The organism is Octadecabacter temperatus (assembly GCF_001187845.1).
Classification (GTDB): Bacteria; Pseudomonadota; Alphaproteobacteria; order Rhodobacterales; family Rhodobacteraceae; genus Octadecabacter; species Octadecabacter temperatus.
In genome coordinates, this window is record NZ_CP012160.1 from 971,147 (window position 1) to 993,558 (window position 22,412).

A 22,412-nucleotide genomic window follows, 5' to 3' on the forward strand; every position below is an offset into this window, starting at 1 on the left:
ATAGATCAAAGCGAGTTTTCAGGTATCATCGTTCCCAAGGGGGCAAATCCTTTAGTCGATCGCGCACCTCTTCAACTTGGGCGCGTGTCCAAGATGAATGATGCCGTTTTGTGCCAGCAGGCCGGTTGTGCAATCCAAGGTTTTTCTGCAGACCATCAGCGCGTTTGGGCCGAATAGGGCGCATAACAAACCCGCCTCCGCAGGTGGGGCAAACGTTTTCAAGAACGTTATCAACACAGCTTGCACAGTAGGTGCATTCGTAACTACAGATCCGAGCCTCTTGTGACGCTGGTGGCAGATCACAGTCACACCATTCACAGTTTGGTCTCACTTCAAGCATTGCATTTCTCCCTTTGTTCCAGCGAAGCCTCGCATGTCTTATAGTTTTTAATCATCCACATCATCCATATCCGCCTGACCCGACAGCTTGCGGCGTGCGTGGCTCCAGCTGAGGCCGATACCGAGCACAAAGGACATCATGAATAGGGCAACCCAAGTGTTTGCTGTCGGGTTTTCGAAATTCATCCAACCCAAATCATAAGCAACCCAAAGCAGAGCGCCCGTGATCGCGGCGACAAGGAACATGCCAACGAACCCAATAGAGCGCAGGGTGGCGCGGACATAGATGATGTAGCCGACAATCAACAACAGGCCGCACAGCACTGCGATTGACAGATTCTCTGCACCAGATGTCTGTACCCAGCGCGCATAACACCACTGTGTCGGGTTGAATGTGGCTGCCAAAAGCAGAAACGCGAATAACCAACGAAGGAGAAAACCACTCATGAAAGCCTCTAAAGATATTGTTTTGCGGGCAAGATGGCGGTGTGGATGCGCCCTGTCTAGGGGGCTGAGCTAAATGTCCACTTTCGCCCTCTGGCATGATGCCCTAAGAGGGGCACGGGTTTTACCTTAGGGGATCAAGAATATGGCGAATGTAGTAGTTGTTGGCGCACAATGGGGCGATGAAGGCAAAGGCAAAATTGTCGATTGGCTTTCAGAACGCGCCGATGTGATTGCGCGATTCCAAGGTGGGCACAATGCGGGCCACACACTGGTGATTGATGGCAAAGTCTACAAATTGCACGCGCTACCGTCTGGCGTTGTTCGCGGCGGCAAGCTTTCGGTGATCGGCAACGGCGTTGTACTGGACCCGTGGCACCTGATGAAAGAGATCGCCACGATTGAAGCGCAAGGCGTTGAGATCAATCCTGACAACTTGATGATCGCGGAAAACACGCCGCTGATCCTGCCGATCCACGGCGAGCTTGACCGCGTACGCGAAGAAGCCGCCAGCAAGGGCACCAAGATTGGCACCACTGGGCGTGGCATTGGACCAGCCTATGAAGACAAAGTCGGCCGTCGGTCCGTTCGCGTTGCGGACTTGGCAGACCCAGTAACATTGGAAGCCCGCGTTGATCGCGCGTTGCAGCACCATAACCCGCTGCGCAAAGGTCTTGGATTTGACGAGATCGACCGCGATGCGCTTTTGGCGCAACTGCAAGAAATTGCACCGAAAATCCTGCCATATGCAGCGCCGGTTTGGAAAGTTTTGGCTGAAAAGCGCAAAGCCGGAAAGCGCATTTTATTTGAAGGCGCACAGGGCGCCTTGCTGGATATCGACTTTGGTACTTACCCGTTTGTGACGTCTTCCAATGTGATCGCAGGCCAGGCGGCGACTGGCGTGGGCCTTGGGCCAACGGCGATTGACTACGTTTTGGGCATCGTCAAAGCCTATACAACCCGCGTGGGCGAGGGGCCGTTCCCGACGGAACTGGACGACGCCGATGGTCAGCGCCTTGGCGAACGTGGACATGAATTTGGCACCACTACGGGCCGCAAGCGCCGTTGTGGTTGGTTTGATGCAGCCTTGCTGCGTCAGACCTGCGCAACATCCGGCATTACAGGCATCTGCCTAACAAAGCTGGACGTTTTGGACGGGTTTGAGACGCTAAAAATCTGTGTCGGCTACGATCTGGACGGTGAACGTTTGGACTATTTGCCAACAGCCGCCGATGCGCAGGCCCGTTGCACGCCGATCTATGAAGAGATGGAAGGCTGGAGCGAGTCGACTGAGGGCGCGCGCTCTTGGGCGCAGCTTCCGGCGCAGGCGATCAAATATGTGCGCCGCGTGGAAGAGCTGATTGAATGTCCGGTGGCCTTGGTTTCAACCAGCCCTGAACGTGAAGACACGATCCTCGTCACTGATCCGTTTGCGGATTAACCCATGGCGCTGTCGCATAAAGCACGAAAGCGCTGGTCACTGGTGATTTTGCTGGTGGGGCTTCCCGTTTATGTGGTCGTCGCGGTCAGTGTGATCAACTGGCTTTACCCAGATCCAATGACGTTGCCACCGCCATTGGTGCAAGTCGGGATATTCTTAGGTATTGGCCTGCTTTGGGCATTCCCGCTGAAGTTCATCTTCAAAGGTGTCGGCCAAGAAGATCCAGACGCGTGAGCTGATCTAACGGAGCCGCTGCGCGGCGTTGTTTAGTTGGCGTATTTGGTGAGGTGAGCCAATCGCGACATATCGTGAGTGGGCTAGTACGTCCCTGCGGGGCGAGTATTTGTGAGCCAAAGAAACGACAAGAAAAAGCGGCGCGAAGGGGTAAACCTCGCGCCGCTTTGTTTAGGTCTGTTGTCGAACCTTAGCTGGCACGGCGCTCCGGGTTGAAGCGACTGTCGTCGGCGACCTGGAAGCGGCCATTGCGCACTTTGGTAAAGCGACCGGCGCGCAGCAAGTCTGCGAAGCTGCGCAAACCGTCTTCGCGGTTAAAGTCATCACTGGCCACAGTGCGCGCACGGCGCAAGATCTGTGGGCGTGAGAACTCGTCCGCGCCTTCTACGAAGGCAGTGTAAGCGGCGGCTGCTTCGAGCAAATCCGGAAGTTCGGACGCGCCCATGTTTTCAGCAAACTCAGCAAAAGATCCCGCGGGTTGCTGTGCTGCATCGGCGTCAGTACGCGCTACCACACGGCGTGGGATGATTGGCGTGTCACGCTTTTCACTATCCACCATGTCGACGCGCTGGGCTGCGACGAGTTTTAGCGGCGCTGGGCGCGGGCGCTCTGTGCGATTGCTAGAACGTACAACCGGACGTGGGCGAACAATGCCACCGCTTTCAGGTGGAGCTGCTTGAGACAGGTCATCACGGAACGCGTTTTCTGCGTCTTGTGCATCATCCTGCGTATCACCAACTTGGCGCGCGGCTTCTTTGGCTGCGACTGCGGCCTTAAGCTGCGCGATTGCGTCGCGGCGGCGGCTGCCTTCCGGCTCTTGCATTTGCGCTTCGGATTCAGACATCAAACGATCAAGGGCTTCGTCGTCGACCTGAGGTTCCTCGCTTAGAAACGCGGATTTAGCTGGTTCAACCTCGTGCTCTTCTTCGTCTTCCACGACATCTTCGGTTTCTTCAGCCAACTCATCTGATGCAGGGGCTTCAGGGATGATTGCATTCGCATTCATTGCCGTTGAAATTGCACCTAGCGTGTTTGCATCGTCAACTTCAGCAACCTCTTCTTCAGGCTCAACAGCTTCGACCCCATCGTCCTCTTGTGCAAAGTCGGCTTCGATCGCTGCAAGATCTTCATCGAGATCGGAGGTTTCGCTTTCAGTAAGGGCGGTGTCAGAAAAGTCGCTGTCCTCAAGATATTCATCAAGCTCATCCGCGCCGTCCAGAAGACCGAAATCAGGGCCTGTATTGGATGGAGTTTCCGCTTCAGGGGCCTTTAAGTCACCGTTTTCCACGGCGTCCTCGAAGTCAGAGCGTTTCATTCGAACGACACGTGCGTTTGGCGTTTGTGCGGGCACATCTACGGCTTCTTCGACCTCGATTGATGCCGTTTCCGGAGTTGCGTTTTCCTCAGGCGCGTCTTCCGCGTGACGTCCCATAACACGAGAAATCATGTCCGAACCGCCGCCATCTGCCACAGGTGTTTCACTGTCTTGTTCAGTGGCTTGCGCTTCCTGATCCATTTCAGCTTCATGGGCGTCAAACTCAGCGACGAGACCACCGTCTTCAGCGTCCGGTGCACGAACATCAGCTACGTCCGGGGTTTCGGTCTGCGGCAAGAACTGCGCGGTCAGATCGTCGGTCGCTGCGTTTTCGTCGTCATCAGAATTGCCGACAACTGCACGGATACGCTGAAGTTTCGCGGCAACGCTGTCAGCGTCTGGGTGGGCGGGAACTTCAGAAAGGGCGGGGGCCGGATCGTTCGTCGCGAGCACAGAAGACGGCGCGTCGCCGCGCGTTTCTTCGACGTCGGATCCGGTCGTCCCCTCCGCTTGCTCTGCCGTCGCAGAGCTTACGGAACTCAAAATAGATGCATCAGAATTGTCTTCTGCTGCGGTGTCAGCGTCTGCCTTGGCATCAGCGTTAGACTTTTCTTGCTCTGCCGCTTTGGCGTCTGCTTCGGCTTTTTCGTCAGCCGCAGCTTTCGCTTCTGCTGCAACTTTTGCCTCTGCTTCTGCGGCCTCAGCCTTCGCGTCCGCTTCTGCTTTTGCAGCGGCTTCTGCTTCACGTTCAGCGTCACGCTTCGCTTTGCGTGCAGCTTTGCGGCGTGCTTTGCGTTCAGCTTTGGCCGCTTTGCGTTCAGCTTCGACCTTGGCACGTGATTCTTTGTCGTGTTCAGGTTCGGCAGGGGCCTCAGCTGCGTCGCTTGGCGCGTCTGACTGGTCTGTCAGGGCCGCAGCGCGCAGCACAATGCCGCTGTCGTCCATGCTGGCGTCGACGCGGCGTGATATCTCACGCTCGGCGATTTTTGCCAGCATTTCTGCATCTGGAGTGGGGGGCTCTGCCCCGAAGTACCGATCATCAGAGGCCAAACCGCGGAAATATTCCGCAATCGCTTTCATCGTGTTGAAGGAATCATCGAATCCTTCAAGTGTGCACGAAAAAGTGCCGTATGAGACGGTAAGAATTTTGCTCGTACCAACCATTATTTGCTCGCTTTCTACCCAACCAGTGACAGTCTGTTTACCATCAATTGGTTCGCAATCCGGAACAGAACCGCGTTAAAGTGAGTATTATTTCGTGACCGTTTTAAGGCACGTTTCCAAAATTGGGGTTAATCAACGTGAATCCGCCGATTGTTTCTAGTTCGTGTCCAATCACATTGATTGGAGGCGTGAACCCTGCGTCAGCGACTCTTTCAGAGGTGTTAAGCATAGCATCATTGGTTGTCGCAGCCGATGGGGGCGCGGATCATGCTTTAGCGGCGGGGGTGTCACTGGAAGCTGTGATCGGGGACATGGATTCGATATCAAAGGCTGCGCAGGATGCGTTTAAAGACGTGTTTCATCCAATCACTGAGCAGGACAGCACGGATTTCGATAAGGCATTGCGCCATATAGATGCGCCTTTGGTTTTGGGGGTCGGGTTTAGTGGGGCGCGGTTGGATCATGAGCTAGGGTCCATGACCGTGTTGGTGCGTCACCCTGAACGGCGTTGTATTTTGATTGGTGAAGACACGATCGTTTTGCTTTGCCCGCCGCAAATCACGCTAGATTTGCCAATGGAAAGCGCCGTTTCGTTGTTCCCTATGGCAGAAGTGGGGTGTGAAAGCGATGGGTTGCGCTGGCCGACGGGGGGGCTTCGGTTTGCACCGGACAGGCAGATCGGCACCTTGAACAAGGTCGATGGTACGGTGACTTTGCGGCCCGACGCGCCAAAGATGTTGTTGATCCTGCCGCGCAGCGCCCTTGGCGTTACAGTGCAGGCGATGCTGCAGGACGACGTGAGATGGCCCGCTCGCGCAAGATAATATAGAGGCCAGCCGCGACCGTGATGCAGATGCCTATGGCTGCCATGCCATTCGGTAGGTCCTTAAAGATAAGGTAGCCGATCACCGTGCCGATCGGGATTTCCAGATATTGCATCGGAGCGAGGGTGGCAGAGGGCGCAAAGCGCAAAGACCACGTCATAAGCAAATGCGCGATGGTCCCAAGCCCGCCGAGGACAAGAAGCAGTATCCACGCCTTGCCGACAATCGGGTGGGTCGCAAACAGCGGGGTGCTTGGGAACATCAACAAAGCTGTACCGACAACAGGCACGGCCATAACGCCAGACAGTGCTTGCAGTCCGATTGGGTCCACGTCTTTGGCGATCTTGCGGGTCACCAGCATGAACAGCGCAAATACCACCGCGACACCAATAGGCAGTAATGCGGGTAGGCCGACCTCAACAAAGTTGGGTTGCACAACAAGCAGCGTCCCAATGAACCCGACACCACAGGCGACCAAACGGTGCGGGCCCACATGTTCGTTGAGGTAGACCTTACCCAAAAGCAACATGATGAACGGCATTACAAAGGCAATCGCGATGGCGTCCGCCAGCTCAAGGAATTGAAGGGACGAAAACATCAGCGTGATGCCTGCGATGTGCAACGCCGTGCGCAATGCCGTCAGGCGCAGCAGGCGTGCGCCAGAAGGGAGGGGATATTTAAACAACCACACAAGCGGCAACAAAAGGATCGCCTGGATCGCAAAGCGCACAAATACCAGAAACCCAACTGACAAATCATCACCCAGCAGTTTCGCCATTGCGTCCCCCAAAGGGGCCAAGACGCAAAAGCCGAGCATCAAAAGGATACCTAAGAAGGGGCGATCAGACATAGGGGCACGCTATGCGGGGCGAGGTGCCGCGTCTAGACCGGTGCATGGGGGCGGGTCGAGACACCACGAGACGTCACGCGTTCGCGGTGGATCATATAGATACCCGCACCGATGATTAACGCGATTCCTCCAAGGGCCATTGAGTTTGGGAATTCGCTAAACACCAGATACCCAAGCACCGTAGCAACCGGAATTTCGAGGTACTGCATCGGCGCAAGGGTCGATGAAGGCGCAAAGGTCAGACCATAGGTCATCATCATGTGGCTAATGGTGGCAAAGAAGCCCACGCCAAGCAGCCATGTCCAATAGATTCCCGTGGGCCAAACTGGATCAAGCATTTCACTGCCACTTCCGTTTGCAAGCCAGATAATTGGCACGCTCATCACAGTAGCGATTGCGCCTGTATGGAATTGCATCATCACAGGGTGAAGCCGCCCGCGAAGGCCGCGTGTTACCAAAACGTAGCCTGCAAAGCACACAGCGGTGCCAAGGGGAAACAGTGCAACGGCCCCAAAGGTTGCGAAGGAAGGCTGGATCACCAATACCACGCCAATGAAGCCGACGACCGCGGCCCCAATGCGGCGCGGCCCGACGTCTTCGCCGAAAGCATACTTACCAACCAGCATGACGATAAACGGTTCGGTAAACACAATCGCCAAGGCATCCGCTAAAGGCATGACGCGGATTGCGGCAATAAAGAAGAATGTAGAAAGCAGCAAAAGAAGGGCGCGTAGCGACAACACCCCTAGCTGCCCGTTCATGCCGAACGACAAACCCATCATCAGGCACACGGGCAACATCAAACCCAACTGCACCAAAAAACGCGCGGCGGTGATTTGCCCCACAGGAATGGTGTCAGACGCAAGTTTCGCCGCGACGTCCAACAAAGGAGCGGTCAGGCAAAATCCAAGCATGAGCAAAATGCCCAGCATAATACGGTCTGGTGTTTCCGTGCGTGGTGTCATTTCAAACGCGCTCGATTTTGCGGCCATATCGATGGGCCTTAGGTTACAGAAATCTCAGGCGGGAGTTTTTGGCAAGATGAATAGAGGAGCACTTTAACTTCATCTTGGCCAAGAAACTCACCCCGTAGGGTCGGGTTCATAGTCGTATTCAGCAGTTTGGCACGTTAACTGCCAAACCACCCAGCGCGGTTTCCTTATATTTTTCAGACATATCGGCACCGGTTTGGCGCATGGTCTCAATCGCGGCGTCAAGCGGAACAAGGTGCGTGCCATCCCCACGCATCGCAAGCGACGCGGCAGACACAGCCTTAATCGCGCCTAACCCGTTGCGTTCAATGCAGGGCACCTGAACCAATCCACGCACGGGGTCGCAGGTCATGCCAAGGTGATGCTCAAGCGCGATTTCGGCGGCGTTTTCGATTTGCTCAGGCGTGCCGCCAAGAACAGCACAAAGACCCGCCGCCGCCATTGCAGCCGCAGAACCAACTTCGGCCTGACATCCCGCTTCAGCACCGCTGATGGACGCGTTGAATTTTACCAATCCGCCAATCGCAGCCGCCGTTAACAAAAAGTCGGGGATCTTGGCTGCGGTCGCGCTGGGCACGTGGTCCATATAGTAGCGGATCGTGGCGGGAACGACGCCTGCCGCGCCATTGGTCGGGGCGGTGACGACTTGCCCACCGGCCGCGTTTTCCTCATTCACGGCCATTGCGTAGGTCGACATCCAATCATTGATCGTGTGCGGCGCTGTAAGGTTCACGCCAGCTTCGGCCTTTAGCGCATCATGGATGCCCTTGGCGCGGCGTTTCACATGCAATCCGCCAGGTAAAATTCCATCCGTCTCGAGGCCGCGATCAATGCAATCGTTCATCACCTGCCACAGTCGATCCAGCCCTTTGTCTAGGTCTGCGTCAGCTATGCGGCTCAATTCGTTTTGCCGCTTCATGTTGGAAATGCTCGAACCGCTTTCCGCTGCCATATCAAGCATTTCTGCTGCGCTCTTAAAAGGAAACGGAACAGGTGCACCGTCCTCTTTATCTGCGCCTGCAGCGAGTTCATCTTCGGTAAGAACGAAGCCTCCGCCAATGGAGTAATAGGTAACCTGCATGACAACATCGCCCTGCGCATCTGTGCCCATCAGGATCATGCCGTTCGCGTGGCCCTTAAGCGCTGGGCCGTAATCAAATTCCAAGTGGTTTTTCGGGCGGAACGTGAGGGTCCCGAGCCCGTCTGGATGCACCGTTCCTTCCGCGGTGATGCGTTCCATTTCAGCATCCGCCTTGTCGCGGTCATAGTCATCAGCGCGAAATCCTGCGAGGCCAAGGATCGTCGCGCGGTCGGTGGCGTGTCCCACACCCGTAAAGGCAAGCGATCCATGTAGCGACGCCTTAACACCAGCGACCTTGAACGGCTGCGCGCGCAGGTGGTCAAGGAAACGTGCCGCGGCAACCATCGGGCCAATCGTGTGCGACGAAGAAGGGCCAATCCCAACTTTGAACATATCGAAAACGGATAGAAACATGTGCAGCTGCCTTGTTTATGTCCGCTGACTGTAGATCGCGTTTCGTGTCTTTGTCGGTGTGGAAAACGACACCATGGCGCATGTTTGCGGGGCTTAGGTTGCGGACCCTTCTGGGGGCTTAGCATAGTGCGGGGCGGTGAAAGGCGTATTTCCAAGACCTTCGGCGGTGATTGCAGCGGCGGTTGAGGGATATGTTTCGTTTATGGCCGCGATGCGTTGCAGCGTTGGGTAATCCGCAAGGTTCGGGCGCGAAGGGGCGTTGGCGGGATAAAGCTGCGTCCAGCGCAACATCGGGCAAAGGTAGCAGTCTAGGATGCTGGGAACCTGACCGCCGACATATCCCGCGTCAGCCAATCCACCATCAATGATCGCAAGCTGTTTGCCCAGCCGCGTACGGGTCCGCTCGGACAGCGCGTCTTGAGAGGATTCGGCAATATACTGGTCAGGGTAAAACAGCATGCGCAGGGTTGGGTGCAGCGTATTTGACATCCAAATCAGCCACTTAATGGCCTGCGCGCGTTCACCGTTGTCGCTGGGCATTAACTCTGGCGCCTGCTCGGCAACCCACAACAATATCGCGGCTGTTTCAAACAGCGCGCCATCAGGGGTTTCAAGAACAGGGATCAACCCGTTGGGGTTCAAGGCGCGGTAGTTCTCCGATTTATGCGCAGACGCTGCGCGATCCACGAGACGGGTGTCAAACGGCAGGCCAGCCGCCTCAAGTGCGAGGCGAATGCACAGCGACGCATTGTCAGGCGCGTAGTAAAGAACAAGTTTGGTCATGGTTGTAACATGGCACAGTTCACAGGTGGGGCCAGCGTCTTCACGACGCAATTTGCGGCGTTTCCGAATAATTAAATCATTGCGATTAACCATTCCGTCTCGCTCAGAAGCGTTTGCGCGCTTATAAGGGCATAAGTACCGATTCAACACGCAGGAGCTGCCCATGTCGTCCGAATTGTCCCCAATCGACAAAGCCAAATTCGTCGCGGCGAAACAGGCAAGTAGCTATGTTGAAGACGGCATGAAAGTGGGCCTTGGATCCGGATCAACTGCTGCGTGGTTGGTCAAATGCCTAGGCGAACGGGTCGAGAAAGAGGGCCTGAAAATCAAAGGCGTACCAACGTCATCGCGTACCGCAGCATTGGCACGTGAAGTTGGGATTGAGGTTATTTCGCTTGATGAGGCCAAGTGGCTGGACCTAACTATTGACGGCGCTGATGAGTATGACGGCAACCTGAACCTGATCAAAGGCGGTGGCGGTTCGTTGCTGCAGGAAAAGATTGTCGCGACCGCAAGCGACCAGATGATCGTGATCGCGGATGCGTCAAAGCAGGTGGAGACTCTGGGTACATTTCCGTTGCCGATCGAAGTGATCCCTTTTGGCTGGCAGACAACCAAAACACTGGTCGAGGAAACACTGATCGGCATGGATGTGCTGGGCCGTAAGGTGACATTACGAATGAATGGGGATGCGCCGTTTTACACGGACGAGGGCAACCATATCCTTGATATGCACCTGAACCGGATCGGGAACGCGCGGCAATTGTCACTTATAGTCAATCAGATACCGGGCGTTGTTGAGAACGGATTGTTCATTGATATCTGTGACGTCGTCATAATCGGGTTCGGCGATGGGCGCGTTGAGAGCCGCGATATTAATGAGGGATCGGTTGAAGAAGACCGGATCGAATTCGTTGAAACGGAAAATCTGTTCGCTGACTTGAACGACTAAGGCGGAATCGGCCGCTTCAATTGCACAACCCTGTGACTGGTCATCATCGCAGGGCTGTGCTTTATCCAACTCCCGAACAAATTTTGCGCTGAAGGACCAACGCCATGGCTGATTTCGACTACGATCTATTTGTAATTGGTGGCGGCTCTGGCGGCGTTCGCGCTGCTCGCGTGGCGTCTGCGACGGGTGCTAAGGTTGGTTTGGCCGAAGAGTTCCGCATGGGCGGGACCTGCGTGATCCGTGGCTGCGTTCCCAAAAAGCTGATGGTTTTCGCGTCCGAGTATCATGAGATGTTCGCAGACGCGCGCGCTTACGGGTGGGACATTCAGGATGGCACGTTTGAGTGGCCGCAGTTCCAAAAGAAACTGCACGCTGAGTTGGACCGTCTTGAGGGCATTTACCGCAAGCTCCTCGGCAATTCAGACGTCATCATTCATGATAGCCGCGCAACGGTGTCTGGCACCCATGAGGTCACGTTGGCAGACGGTAAAACCTACAGCGCCAAGCACATCCTTGTTGCGACAGGTGGGCGGCCGGTTCTGCCGGACATCAAAAATGCCGAGCTTGGCATCACGTCGAATGAAATCTTCCTGCTGCCTGAGCTGCCAAAGAAGATCCTGATCGTTGGCGGCGGATACATCGCGTCTGAGTTTGCCTGTATTCTCAATGGCCTCGGCGTTGAGGTCACGCAATTCTATCGTGGCGCGCAAATCCTGCGCGGGTTTGACGATGAGGCCCGTGGACTCGTTTCAGAGATGATGATCGAGAAGGGCGTTGGCTTGCATTTGGGAACCAACGTGCTTGAGATGGAAAAACGTGACGGTGGCATTTGGGTGAAGTGCACGAATGGGTCTGAAAAGATTTACGACCAAGTGATGTTCGCGACAGGCCGTACCCCAAACACAGACGGGCTGGGACTTGAGGCTGTAGGCGTTGAAGTTGGTCGTAAGTCCGAGATTGTGGTTGATGACTATAGCCAGACCAAAGTGCCAAGCATCTACGCCGTTGGCGATGTAACGAACCGCGTCCAGCTGACACCTGTTGCTATCCGCGAGGGTATGGCCTTCGTTGAGACAGTATTCAAAGGCAACCCGACAAAAGTGGACCACGATCTTATCCCGTCCGCGATTTTCACACAGCCGGAAATGGGCACCGTGGGCCTTTCTGAGGAAGCCGCCGCCGAGCAGGAGCCCGTTGAGATTTACGCGACAAGTTTCCGTCCGATGCAATCAGCGTTCGCGGATCGCCCAGATCGCGTGTTGATGAAACTCGTCGTGTCCAAAGCGACCCGAAAGGTGCTAGGATGCCATATCGTCAGCCCGCATGCCGGCGAGATGATCCAATTGGCGGGCATCGCGATCAAGATGGGGGCCACAAAAGAGCAGTTTGATGCGACTTGCGCGGTGCACCCGACGATTTCGGAAGAACTGGTGACAATGAAGGAACCGGTGAGAACCGCTTGAATGTTGGGGTCAAAAGCCCATTTAATAGAACAAGATAATTCGGGTCCGAAAATATCGGACCGCAACAAGGGAAGACAGGCTTAATGGCTGGAAACAACGGCGGCCCCTGGGGGGGCGGAGGCAACGACGGAGGCGACGACGACGACCGTTTTCGCCCGAACGGGAATGGCGATCGCAATGGTGGGCGTCGCCCAACCAACGAACCGCAGATCCCTGAGTTCGATGAGATCATAAACAAAACCAAAGACCAGTTGCGCGACCTGCTGGGCGGCGGCGGTGGAAACCGCGGCGGTTCTGGTGGCAGCGGTGGGGCAGGTGGCCCTGTTGTGTCGCGTGGCATGATCGGCCTTGGTGTTTTGGCGGCTGTTGCCCTTTGGGGGTTCAATAGCTTTTACCGCGTTTTGCCTGAACAACAGTCTGTTGAGCTGTTCCTTGGCGAATGTAATGACCCCTGCATCGGGTCTGACGGTCTGAACTTCGCACCGTGGCCGCTGGTCACATATGAAATCGTTCAGGTTACGCAGGAACGCGTGATCTCGATTGGCGACGATCCGGTTCCACAAGAATTGTCCGAAAGCCCATCAGTGCTACGTGCACTTGAAGGCGATACAGGCTTGATGCTGACGGGCGATGAAAACATCGTCGACATCGATTTCCAGGTGGTCTGGAACATCAACCGCGCTGATGAGTTCTTGTTCAACTTGGCTGAACCAACTGAGACCATCGAAGCGGTTTCTGAATCTGTAATGCGTGAAATCATCGCGACATCGGAACTGGCCAACTTAAACCAAGATCGTGCGTCTATTGAACAGCGGATGCGTGAACTTACGCAAACAACATTGGATAGCTATAACTCCGGTGTTAATATCGTTCGCATCAACCTTGGTGCTGCCGATCCGCCCGCGACGCGCGTAGACACGCAAAACATCGATGGCGAAGACATCTCGACATCCCCACTCGCGGCTTACCGCGACGTTCAGGATGCCGAACAAGAACGCATTCAATTGCAAAACCAAGCGGACGCTTATGCCAACCGTGAAACGGCGCGTGCCCGTGGTAATGCAGCCCAAATCCTCGAAGATGCAGAAGGCTACCGTGCCCGTGTCGTCAACGAAGCACAGGGTGAAGCTGCGCGTTTTGTTTCCGTTCTTGAAGAATACCAGAAAGCACCGGAAGTGACGCGTGAACGTCTATATCTGGAAATGGTCGAAGACGTCTTCGGAACGGCGAATATCATTCTGCTTGATGAAAACACGGATGGCGGAAGCGGTGTTGTACCATATCTGCCGCTTGATCAACTACGTACTCCAACCAACTCTGGGGGGTCGAACTAATGAATAAGTCACTCTTTATCTTGCCGGTTATTGTCATCCTGATCGTAGCGGCACTGAGTTCGATTTTCATCGTGGACGAACGCGAAAAGGCGCTCGTGTTGCGGTTCGGTCGTGTAGTGCAGACTGTTGAAGACCCCGGTTTGAACTTCCGTATGCCGATGATTGATCAAGTTATCACATATGACGACCGCATCATTTCCATCGACATGGCCGCGCAAGAGGTCATTCCGAGTGATGACCGCCGTCTGAGCGTTGATGCCTTCGCACGGTACCGGATTGTTGATCTGGAACGTGTGCGTCAGGCGACTGGTGCGGGCGGGGATCAGGCAATTGCAATTGCAGATCAGCGTCTTGAACGGATCTTGAACGCGCAAACACGGACCGTTCTGGGTGAGGTGACGTCTGGCGACATCCTGTCCACGGACCGTGACGCCCTGATGCTACGCATCCGAAATGCCGCGATTGCCGAGGCGTCTGCCTTGGGTATTGAGGTGATCGATGTGCGTCTTAAGCGCACGGACCTGCCGTCCCAAAACCTTGAACGCACGTTTGAGCGGATGGTGTCGGAACGTCAGCGTGAAGCAGAAGATGAACGTGCTCGTGGTCGTGAAGCCGCGACACGCATCACTGCCCTTGCGGATCGTACTGTGGTCGAGCTGGAATCTGATGCGAACCGCGAAGCGCGTATCGTTGAAGGTGAAGCAGACGCCCAAAGCAACGCAATCTTTGCGCAAGCTTACGGACAAGACGTTGAGTTCTTTGAGTTCTACCGTTCTTTGGAAGCGTATCGTACGGGTCTTGCATCGGGTAACGCCCGCCTGGTCATGACGCCTCCGGACGATTTCTTTGATTACTTACGCTCCCCAACCGGCAATGCTGGCGAATAATGGGTATTGCACTTTTAGCCCTCGGGCTGGTGCTAATCGTGGAGGGGCTGGTGTACGCACTGGCCCCTTCGCTTGTTGAGGACATGTTGGCAGCTTTGCGTCAAATGACACTCGAGACACGGCGCTTGGTCGGCTTCGCAGCGCTGTGCATCGGCATTGCACTGGTTTGGCTGGCGGCAAGCCTTGACGTGCTAAGCTAAGCGTTTCGTTGCTCAGAAATGCTCACAAGCTGTTGACGAACGCGTGTTAGACGTTGCGTTGGCGCAATCGTCCCCTACATTCTATCCCAAGGACTGATGTTCAGTCATTGAATTGCTACCCTCTGAAGGAGAGTCACGTGAAACCCCAATCGGTTACAAAGCCACAGGTTATCGCAATCGCCCCAACCCAAGACGTTACGCGCCAGAAATGGATCGCCGCACTGATGACCGGCCTTGCCTTGTCATTGCTAACAGTCGTGAGCGCGGACGCACAGAACCGCCCCGCAACATTCGCGGATTTGGCGGAACAGATCAGCCCGTCCGTGGTGAACATCACCACAAGCACCGTGATTGCAGGTCGCACTGGACCGCAGGGCGTTGTGCCAGAAGGTTCTCCGTTTGAAGACTTTTTTAACGAGTTTGATGACGACGGCCCAAGCCGTTCATCTGCGTTGGGATCCGGTTTCGTGATCTCTGCTGATGGCTTCATCGTGACGAACAACCACGTCATTGAAGGCGCGGACGAGATCGAGATCGAGTTTTTCCCAGGCGACGGCCAGCCATCCGAGCTGCTTCCAGCTGAGTTGGTCGGGACCGATCCGAACACAGACATTGCGCTTTTGAAGGTTGAATATGACACCCCGCTAAGCTTCGTAAGCTTTGGCGACAGCAACGGCCCGGGCTCGCGTGTTGGCGACTGGGTCATGGCGATGGGTAACCCGTTGGGGCAGGGGTTCTCTGTTTCCGCTGGTATTATCTCAGCGCGCAACCGCTCGCTTCAAGGGACATATGATGACTACATCCAGACCGACGCTGCGATTAACCGCGGGAACTCTGGTGGGCCATTGTTTAACATGGATGGTGATGTGATTGGCGTGAACACGGCGATCCTGTCCCCGAACGGCGGATCAATCGGGATTGGATTTGCGATGTCCTCGGATGTTGTGACCAATGTTGTCGATCAGCTGGAGGAATTCGGTGAGACACGTCGCGGCTGGCTCGGTGTGCGCATTCAGGACGTCACCGTTGATATGATCGACGCGATTGATGGGCTGGAAGAAGCACGTGGTGCGATGGTTACTGATGTGCCTTCTGGCCCAGCAGAAGATGCGGGCATGGTGTCTGGCGACATTATCCTTTTGTTTGACGGTGTCGCGATTGAGGACACACGTGAGCTGGTACAGATCGTCGGCAACTCACCCGTGGGCAAAGAAGTTCCGGTTCAGGTGCTGCGCACAGGCGAAATGGTTGACCTAACGGTTGTGCTTGGCCGCCGTGAAACTGCCGAAGCCGCAGCCTTCCCAGAAGAAGGCGAAACACCTGATGAAGGAACGCCTGACACGACCAACATGCTTGGCATGACCCTGTCCGAAATTTCACCTGACATGGAAGAAAGCCTTGGCGTTGAAGCAGGCAGCGGCCTTGTTGTGGTTGAAGTCGAAGCTGACTCTGAGGCGGAAACCAAAGGTCTGCTTGCAGGGGATCTGATCACCGAGGCCGGCCAACAAAAGCTGACAGGCATCGCGGATTTCGAAGCCCGTGTTGAAGAGGCGCAAGAAGCAGGGCGTAAGTCTTTGCTTCTGCTGGTTCGCCGCGATGGCGCGCCGCGGTTTGTTGCGCTTGGGCTTGAGTAAACAGAACCAAACTTTAGGAATGGGGCGCTCCGATCGGAGCGCCCTTTTTCGTTGGAGGGCGCGGGCCTGTGTTGCCTCCCTCAATTGATCGGGGTAAGCCTTGGGTATGAAACATGTACCCAAAGACACCACAGACGACGATCTAATTCAGCAATATCTGAATAAGGGCGGCAAGGTCACCAAAGGTAAAACCAAACCGCTGGACCCAGCCTTGGGCATCAGCAAGAACGTTTGGAACCAAACTTTGACCAAAGAAGAGAAAGCCGCGCGCGACAAGAAGTGATCGTGCGCGCTATGGATCACGCAGGTTTCGCCGCCACATAATTGCCGGCGAAAACCTTTCGTTTTTGACAAAGCAACTGTTTGCGCCTTGGCGCTTATAGTTGATCGCGTGGAAGCGCGACCAATCCCAAAGTTTGAGCCGTCTTGAGGGTGAGGGTGCCAGTGTGCACATCGTTTTGTGCTGTCTGGAACCTTTCAATCGCCCCCGTTGTGCGTGCATCCAAGGTTCCGTTGATGCTTCCACGGTAATAGCCCCGTGCAATAAGCGCACGCTGCACAGAGGCCACGAATTGCGGCGTCATCAGCGGGGCGCAGGGTGTCTCAAATTCCACCTCGCGACGTTCACGTAGGATTTGCTGGCGCGTAACAGTGCGAAAGACCGCAGGTGAATCGACGCTGCCGTCACTGCGCACGGTTGCAGGTTGCACCATGATTTGTTCAGTCACGGTTTCAATGATGGCAGGGGTCGTTGCGCGTGCGAAACAAGTGCCGCTGTCTGTGTCCACGGTGGCAGGTTCCGCCAATGGACCAATAAGGTCGCTATCTGCACGGGTCACTTGAGGCGCCTCCATACAGCCCGTCAAAACGGTCAGCCCAAAGGCCGCAAGCACGCTAAACGTGGATCGAAGGGTTCGTGTCGTCATCTGCTCATCCTCGGGCTCTTTTGGCCCGTTTGTTACGGATTTGTACCCGAGCAAGGCATGCGCGCAAAGCATGATGCGCCGCGACGGGGCATTTCAGGTGTCGATGGTGTCGTTTACGTGCCACCCCATCAACGACCTTGTGTTTAAAAGGGGCTGGAATGGTCGTGCAACGCGGCCTATCTATCAGGCAACAGAGTTTTTTTAAAAAGGGTCAACAACAATGGCAAAGATCACTTATATCGAGCACGGCGGCAAAGAGCACATCGTAGACGTTGCCAACGGTTTGACCGTTATGGAAGGCGCGCGTGACAACGGCATTCCGGGTATCGAAGCCGATTGCGGCGGCGCATGTGCTTGTTCCACCTGCCACGTCTATGTGGACGCAGCTTGGGTTGAGAAAATCCCAGCGAAAGACGCGATGGAAGAAGACATGCTTGATTTCGCTTATGAACCGGACGCTGAAAAGTCCCGTTTGACGTGCCAGTTGAAAGTGACAGACGGTTTGGACGGCTTGGTCGTTCGGATGCCTGAAAAGCAGATTTAAGATGGCACCGCGTCTGATGTCGTGGGCGTTGCAAGGTCTTTTGCGCGGTGCGTCGTTGACGTTTTGCGTGGGGTTGGCAGGGGCCAGTGCAGCGGAGACGATTGTTGGCGCGACGTTCGACGGGCCAACGACACGGTATGGGCATGGTATTCTGGGTGACGCGATTGAGTTCACTGAGCTTGTGATCGAGACCGAGGATTGGTCACATAAGGTGCGATATCGCGTGAGTCTGCCGGAAGATCATGTTTTTGAAGATATCGCGCCGCGCCTGTGGGACATCACAGGCGATGGTGCGCCTGAAGTAGTGGTGATTGAAACGGACACGGCGCGCGGCGGGTCTTTGGCCGTTTACGACGAGACCGGTAAGATTGGCGAAACGCCCCACATTGGCCGCTCGAACCGTTGGCTAGCGCCAATTGGTGCCGCTGATTTTGATGGGGACGGTCGGATTGAGGTTGCGTTTATTGATCGCCCGCATTTAGCCAAGACATTGCGGGTCTTTGAATGGGACGGCACGGGCTTGGTGTTGGACGCTGAGCTTGGCGGATTGACGAACCATCAGATTGGTCAGGATTTCATTTCCAGTGGCGTGCGCGATTGCGGCGACAGCCCTGAGATGGTGACGGCGGATAGTGATTGGTCCGATATCATGGTGACGCGTATGGATGGCGGCGTTTTAGAGACGCGCTCGGTTGCAGCGTTTTCATCGCAACGTTTGCAAGCGGTTCTTAACTGTTCGCTTTGAAGCATCCGGCGGGGATATTTTCAAAACAGAGACAAGTTTAAGAAAGAAGTGCTGCAAATGTAAGCAAAGCCGCGATTTCTGTTAGCTGTTGCGTAGCCCCGAGAATGTCACCGGTTTGACCATTAATCTTTGATTTTGCGATCGTCGCACATGTGAACGCTGTGAGTGTGCAAGTCACGACAAGCCAGAACACCGAGAACTGGACGAGGATAAGGGCCCCAACAGCAGCGATGGCAAGTGCGATATAGGCTGTTTGTACGGGTGGGCGGCCCACCGAGTGGCTGAGGCCTTCTGTGCGGGCGTGGGGCACGAATGCCATCATTGGAACCATCACCGCGCGGCTGAGCATTGCGCCAACGAGGAGTGCGGGCCAAAGCATGTTGTTCTCGACGATAAGCGTCAGTGCGCTCCACCGTAGAAGAAGGCTAAGGCCAAGAGCCAGCACGCCGTAAGTGCCTATGAAGCTGTCTTTCATGATCTTTAGGCGGTGATCCTTATCCCAGCCGCCCCAAAGCCCATCGGCAGAATCTGCTAAACCATCTTCGTGCATTGCACCCGTTGTGATGATGAGCGTGGCGAGGGTGAGGCCTGCGGCCAGTGTGCCGGGTAAGCCGAGCCACAGCGCGCATTGGGTTACGATGCCAGCGATCAGCGCAAGGATAAGGCCGGCGATAGGATAGGCCCAAGCGGCCAAGGCGCCGCGTTGCGTCGCGCGTTCTGTGTCCACGGATATCGGCAGGCGGCTAAGCAGTCCGAGGGCTGCGGCAATGTCTGAGAACGCGATAGGCGTAGTCTTGTCGCTGTTTTGTGCCATGTCGCCGCTTCCTGTCTGGTCATTTCCGCCCCATTGGGTAGAGAGTGCGGTAAATGTTTGCAATGAGGCCTTTCCCATGACCGCTCCTTTCTCGACGCTTTCCGAATTTCGCGCCACGCTTGCGGCGGCAACGGGACCTGACATGGCGTCGATCGCCGGAGCCAAAGAGCGCAATGGGCAGCTGACCAAGCCGCCGGGTGCGTTAGGGCGACTTGAGGAACTGGCGATTTGGTATGCTGGGTGGCGTGATACGGACCGCCCAAGCATCGAAAACCCGCAGGTGATTATCTTTGCGGGCAATCACGGCGTTTGTGCGCAAGGCGTTTCGGCGTTCCCACCTGAAGTGACCGTTCAGATGGTTGCGAATTTTGAACATGGCGGGGCGGCGATCAACCAGTTGTCCAAAGCGGCAGGCGCGTCTTTGGATGTTGTTGCCCTTGATCTAGAGGCTCCGACGCAGGACTTCACCGTCACTGCGGCGATGACTGAGGATGAAGTTGTGCAGGCGCTGAGTGCTGGCTGGGCGGCCGTTGACCCGAAAGCAGATTTGCTGGTGACGGGTGAAATGGGCATCGGCAACACGACATCTGCGGCGGCGGTTGCGGCGGCGGTTTTGGGGGGCGATGCCGCTGATTGGACAGGTCGCGGGACTGGTGTGGATGACGAAGGGCTTGCCCGCAAAACGGACGTCGTGGCGCGCGGATTGGCATTGCATGACACAACCGATCCGCTTGAGGCACTGCGTTGCCTTGGTGGGCGCGAGCTGGCAGCGATGGCTGGCGCGATTGCGGCAGCACGTCACCACCGTATTCCGGTTATCTTGGACGGGTTCATTTGCAGCGCAGCCGCTGCGACGCTTGAAATGGCCGTCGAGGGTGCGCTGGATCATACGGTTGCAGGCCACCTGAGTGCGGAAGGTGCCCATGAACGCCTGCTGAACGCCATTGATAAGAAACCGATATTGTCATTGGGGCTACGTTTAGGCGAAGGCTCTGGTGGGACCTTGGCAATCAATGTGTTGAAGTCGGCGATTGCATGCCATTCCGACATGGCGACATTTGCAGAAGCTGGCGTTGCTGCAGGCTAACTAGCTTTTAGGCTTGTGGCTGAACGCAGGGCTATCGCTTTGGCGCGATGCCTTGCGTTCAGCCTCGTCCAAGGTTTGGGCCAGCGCACTTTCCAAGTCACGGTTCGATGCTTTCGCTCGTTCGATGTAGGCGCTGTTCTGTGCGATTGGAATTTTCGGGTCCCAAACTTCGGCAAGTTCACGCAGCACGCGGCGATCATGGTGGTAGAATGACATCTCCGCTTCTGAGGCTTCGAATTCAGACAGACCAAGGTTTTCCAGAACATATCGACCGGCACGAAGTGAGCTGTCAAACAGCTCGCGGACGATATCATTCGCGCCAGCGGCATAGAGCTCGTAGACGTGAACGCGGTCACGGGCACGGGCCACGATATGTAGATCAGGGTTGTGCGAACGCGCGTATTTCACCAGTTTGACGGCCGCTTCTTTGCTGTCTAGCGCAACCACAAGCACCGAGGCATCATCCAACCCTGCAGCATGTAGGATGTCAGGCCGCGTCGGATCGCCAAAGAAGCCTTTGAACCCAAATGTCCGCATGGTTTGAACCGTCTTAAGGTCGGCATCAAGAACCACCGTGCTAAACCCACTGGATTGTACAAGACGGTTCACGACCTGACCGAAACGCCCGATACCTGCGATGATGACGGTGCCTTTTTCGTCAATCTCGTCCTCAGGATCGTCGGTCGCCTCGGATGTGATGCGTCTCGAGAGGACCTCATAGAGGATGAATAACAGCGGGGTGGCGAGCATGGAAAGCGCCACAACTAGCAAAAGATCAGCACCAAGAGATTGCGTAAGAACGTTCTGCTGAAGTGAGAATGCAATGAGGACGAACCCGAATTCGCCAGCCTGCGCGAGGCCGAGGGTGAACAACCAACGCGCACGACCGCGCAGCTTGAAAATGACAGCAAGTAAGTAAAGCACGAACCCCTTAATCAGGATCACAGCAAGCGTTAGCCCAACGATAAGGCCGGGTTTGTTAAGTAGCGTTTCAAAATCAATACCCGCGCCAACGGTGATGAAAAACAACCCAAGCAGCAGACCCTTAAACGGGGCAAGGTCACTTTCCAGTTCGTGCCGGAATTCTGAGTTCGCAAGGACCACACCTGCAAGGAATGTGCCAAGGGCGGCAGAAAGCCCGACAAGGCCCATAAGCGCTGCGATTGAGACAACAATAAGCAGGGCGAGGGCAGTGTACATTTCGCGCAGGCGTGCGTGGTGAATGTATCGAAACAGTGGATTGGTTAGGAACACACCGACTAAAATGACAGCCGCGACAGCACCAAGTGTCACAAGGGTGACGCCCCAAGCAGGCAACCCTTCAACGAGGCTCATGGCGTGGTGTGCCGTATCCTCGGTCTCAATCCCACGGGTCACGGAGCCATCAGGGTTAATCGACACAGGTGAGCGAAAGGCAAGTAGGGGCAAGAATGCGAGCATTGGGATCACTGCGATGTCTTGGGTAAGCAGAACAGAAAACGTGCTTCGCCCGCCGCTCGTTTGCATCAGGCCTTTTTCGTCCAAGGTCTGCAGCACAATCGCAGTGGAGGAGAGCGCGAAAATCATACCGATGGCGAGCGAGGTTTGCCAAGGTTCCCCAAGCCACATGAAAACGCCCATCAACAAGACGGTCGTCAGCCCGATTTGTAGCCCCCCAAGCCCAAGAAGGCGGTGGCGCATCCCCCAAAGCGCGCGTGGCTCGAGCTCAAGCCCGATCAGGAATAGCATCATAACCACGCCAAATTCGGCGACATGCTGAAGTTCGGCGGCTTGCGCACCAATGATAGGCGCGATGGCGACGCCTGCTAGGAGATACCCAAGAACAGACCCAAGTCCGAGGCGTGCAGCCAAAGGCACTGCAATGACCGCGGCGCCAAGCAAAACTGTTGCTAGAATTAGGGTTTGTTCCATAGCCTAGATATCCGCGTGCAGTGCAGGAATGACA

At 55.6% G+C, this 22,412-nt stretch carries 23 protein-coding genes; 13 read left to right on the forward strand and 10 right to left on the reverse strand.

Annotation, left to right across the window (positions count from 1 at the left end; translation table 11 throughout):
* Positions 1 to 25: 25 nt before the first annotated feature.
* On the reverse strand, positions 26 to 340 hold the full coding sequence (locus OSB_RS16440; protein WP_074202191.1) for a DUF1272 domain-containing protein: 315 nt from the start codon (positions 338 to 340) through the stop codon (positions 26 to 28).
* Positions 341 to 387: 47 nt separating this feature from the next.
* The gene (locus OSB_RS05070) at positions 388 to 786 is read right to left on the reverse strand and encodes a DUF6524 family protein (protein WP_049833966.1); all 399 of its coding nucleotides are present in this window, start codon (positions 784 to 786) and stop codon (positions 388 to 390) included.
* A gap of 142 nt (positions 787 to 928) precedes the next feature.
* Here OSB_RS05070 and OSB_RS05075 point away from each other — a divergent pair, with 142 nt between their 5' ends.
* Both OSB_RS05075 and OSB_RS05080 read left to right on the forward strand, forming a co-directional pair.
* Positions 929 to 2,224, forward strand: coding sequence for an adenylosuccinate synthase (locus tag OSB_RS05075; RefSeq protein ID WP_049833967.1), 1,296 nt, complete (start codon positions 929 to 931; stop codon positions 2,222 to 2,224).
* Positions 2,225 to 2,227: 3 nt separating this feature from the next.
* On the forward strand, positions 2,228 to 2,458 hold the full coding sequence (locus OSB_RS05080) for a DUF2842 domain-containing protein (protein ID WP_049833968.1): 231 nt from the start codon (positions 2,228 to 2,230) through the stop codon (positions 2,456 to 2,458).
* Positions 2,459 to 2,648: 190 nt separating this feature from the next.
* On the opposite strand, the gene OSB_RS05085 is transcribed toward OSB_RS05080, so the two are convergent.
* Positions 2,649 to 4,937: a hypothetical protein gene (locus OSB_RS05085; protein ID WP_049833969.1), complete on the reverse strand. Its 2,289-nt coding sequence runs from the start codon at positions 4,935 to 4,937 to the stop codon at positions 2,649 to 2,651.
* Positions 4,938 to 5,125: 188 nt separating this feature from the next.
* On the opposite strand from OSB_RS05085, the gene OSB_RS05090 reads away from it, so the two are divergent.
* Complete coding sequence (locus OSB_RS05090; RefSeq protein WP_327196168.1) at positions 5,126 to 5,761, forward strand: thiamine diphosphokinase; 636 nt, start codon at positions 5,126 to 5,128, stop codon at positions 5,759 to 5,761.
* Here the strand turns inward: OSB_RS05090 and OSB_RS05095 are convergent.
* From OSB_RS05095 to OSB_RS05110, 4 genes are all read right to left on the reverse strand, one after another.
* A complete protein-coding gene (locus OSB_RS05095) occupies positions 5,706 to 6,611 on the reverse strand; it encodes a DMT family transporter (protein ID WP_049833970.1) in 906 nt (301 codons plus the stop codon). The two genes, OSB_RS05090 and OSB_RS05095, sit on opposite strands and share 56 nt — an antisense overlap.
* A gap of 32 nt (positions 6,612 to 6,643) precedes the next feature.
* Positions 6,644 to 7,603, reverse strand: coding sequence for a DMT family transporter (locus OSB_RS05100; protein WP_234967349.1), 960 nt, complete (start codon positions 7,601 to 7,603; stop codon positions 6,644 to 6,646).
* A 121-nt stretch (positions 7,604 to 7,724) separates the two neighbouring features.
* Positions 7,725 to 9,098 carry an L-serine ammonia-lyase gene (locus OSB_RS05105; RefSeq protein WP_049833971.1) on the reverse strand — a complete coding sequence of 458 codons (1,374 nt, stop codon included), beginning with the start codon at positions 9,096 to 9,098 and terminating at the stop codon, positions 7,725 to 7,727.
* A gap of 93 nt (positions 9,099 to 9,191) precedes the next feature.
* Positions 9,192 to 9,881 carry a glutathione S-transferase family protein gene (locus tag OSB_RS05110; protein ID WP_049836055.1) on the reverse strand — a complete coding sequence of 230 codons (690 nt, stop codon included), beginning with the start codon at positions 9,879 to 9,881 and terminating at the stop codon, positions 9,192 to 9,194.
* Between the two features lie 163 nt (positions 9,882 to 10,044).
* Here OSB_RS05110 and rpiA point away from each other — a divergent pair, with 163 nt between their 5' ends.
* The 7 genes from rpiA (at position 10,045) to OSB_RS16765 (ending at position 16,634) form a co-directional block, all read left to right on the forward strand.
* Positions 10,045 to 10,833, forward strand: coding sequence for a ribose-5-phosphate isomerase RpiA (gene rpiA / locus OSB_RS05115; RefSeq protein ID WP_049833972.1), 789 nt, complete (start codon positions 10,045 to 10,047; stop codon positions 10,831 to 10,833).
* Positions 10,834 to 10,937: 104 nt separating this feature from the next.
* Entirely contained in the window at positions 10,938 to 12,296 is a 1,359-nt protein-coding gene (gene gor / locus OSB_RS05120) for a glutathione-disulfide reductase (RefSeq protein ID WP_049833973.1), read from the forward strand.
* 83 nt (positions 12,297 to 12,379) lie between these two features.
* Positions 12,380 to 13,630, forward strand: a complete 1,251-nt coding sequence (gene hflK / locus OSB_RS05125) for an FtsH protease activity modulator HflK (protein WP_049833974.1) — start codon at positions 12,380 to 12,382, stop codon at positions 13,628 to 13,630.
* The gene (hflC, locus tag OSB_RS05130) at positions 13,630 to 14,517 is read left to right on the forward strand and encodes a protease modulator HflC (protein ID WP_049833975.1); all 888 of its coding nucleotides are present in this window, start codon (positions 13,630 to 13,632) and stop codon (positions 14,515 to 14,517) included. Before hflK ends, hflC begins: the two co-directional genes overlap by 1 nt.
* Complete coding sequence (locus OSB_RS05135; protein ID WP_049833976.1) at positions 14,517 to 14,717, forward strand: DUF2065 domain-containing protein; 201 nt, start codon at positions 14,517 to 14,519, stop codon at positions 14,715 to 14,717. Before hflC ends, OSB_RS05135 begins: the two co-directional genes overlap by 1 nt.
* A gap of 137 nt (positions 14,718 to 14,854) precedes the next feature.
* Positions 14,855 to 16,351 (forward strand): Do family serine endopeptidase, encoded by a 1,497-nt coding sequence (locus OSB_RS05140; RefSeq protein WP_049833977.1) that lies wholly within the window; start codon positions 14,855 to 14,857, stop codon positions 16,349 to 16,351.
* 106 nt (positions 16,352 to 16,457) lie between these two features.
* Complete coding sequence (locus tag OSB_RS16765) at positions 16,458 to 16,634, forward strand: hypothetical protein (RefSeq protein WP_049833978.1); 177 nt, start codon at positions 16,458 to 16,460, stop codon at positions 16,632 to 16,634.
* A gap of 94 nt (positions 16,635 to 16,728) precedes the next feature.
* On the opposite strand, the gene OSB_RS05150 is transcribed toward OSB_RS16765, so the two are convergent.
* Entirely contained in the window at positions 16,729 to 17,277 is a 549-nt protein-coding gene (locus OSB_RS05150) for a peptidoglycan-binding domain-containing protein (protein ID WP_049833979.1), read from the reverse strand.
* Between the two features lie 220 nt (positions 17,278 to 17,497).
* Here OSB_RS05150 and OSB_RS05155 point away from each other — a divergent pair, with 220 nt between their 5' ends.
* A complete protein-coding gene (locus tag OSB_RS05155; protein WP_049833980.1) occupies positions 17,498 to 17,821 on the forward strand; it encodes a 2Fe-2S iron-sulfur cluster-binding protein in 324 nt (107 codons plus the stop codon).
* A 1-nt stretch (position 17,822) separates the two neighbouring features.
* Positions 17,823 to 18,566: an FG-GAP repeat domain-containing protein gene (locus tag OSB_RS05160; protein ID WP_143831203.1), complete on the forward strand. Its 744-nt coding sequence runs from the start codon at positions 17,823 to 17,825 to the stop codon at positions 18,564 to 18,566.
* A 37-nt stretch (positions 18,567 to 18,603) separates the two neighbouring features.
* Here the strand turns inward: OSB_RS05160 and OSB_RS05165 are convergent, their stop codons facing one another.
* Positions 18,604 to 19,458, reverse strand: a complete 855-nt coding sequence (locus OSB_RS05165; protein WP_234967350.1) for an adenosylcobinamide-GDP ribazoletransferase — start codon at positions 19,456 to 19,458, stop codon at positions 18,604 to 18,606.
* Here OSB_RS05165 and cobT point away from each other — a divergent pair.
* Entirely contained in the window at positions 19,457 to 20,467 is a 1,011-nt protein-coding gene (gene cobT / locus OSB_RS05170) for a nicotinate-nucleotide--dimethylbenzimidazole phosphoribosyltransferase (protein WP_049833981.1), read from the forward strand. The genes OSB_RS05165 and cobT overlap by 2 nt on opposite strands.
* On the opposite strand, the gene OSB_RS05175 is transcribed toward cobT, so the two are convergent.
* The gene (locus OSB_RS05175) at positions 20,468 to 22,378 is read right to left on the reverse strand and encodes a cation:proton antiporter domain-containing protein (protein ID WP_049833982.1); all 1,911 of its coding nucleotides are present in this window, start codon (positions 22,376 to 22,378) and stop codon (positions 20,468 to 20,470) included.
* Positions 22,379 to 22,412 lie beyond the last annotated feature (34 nt).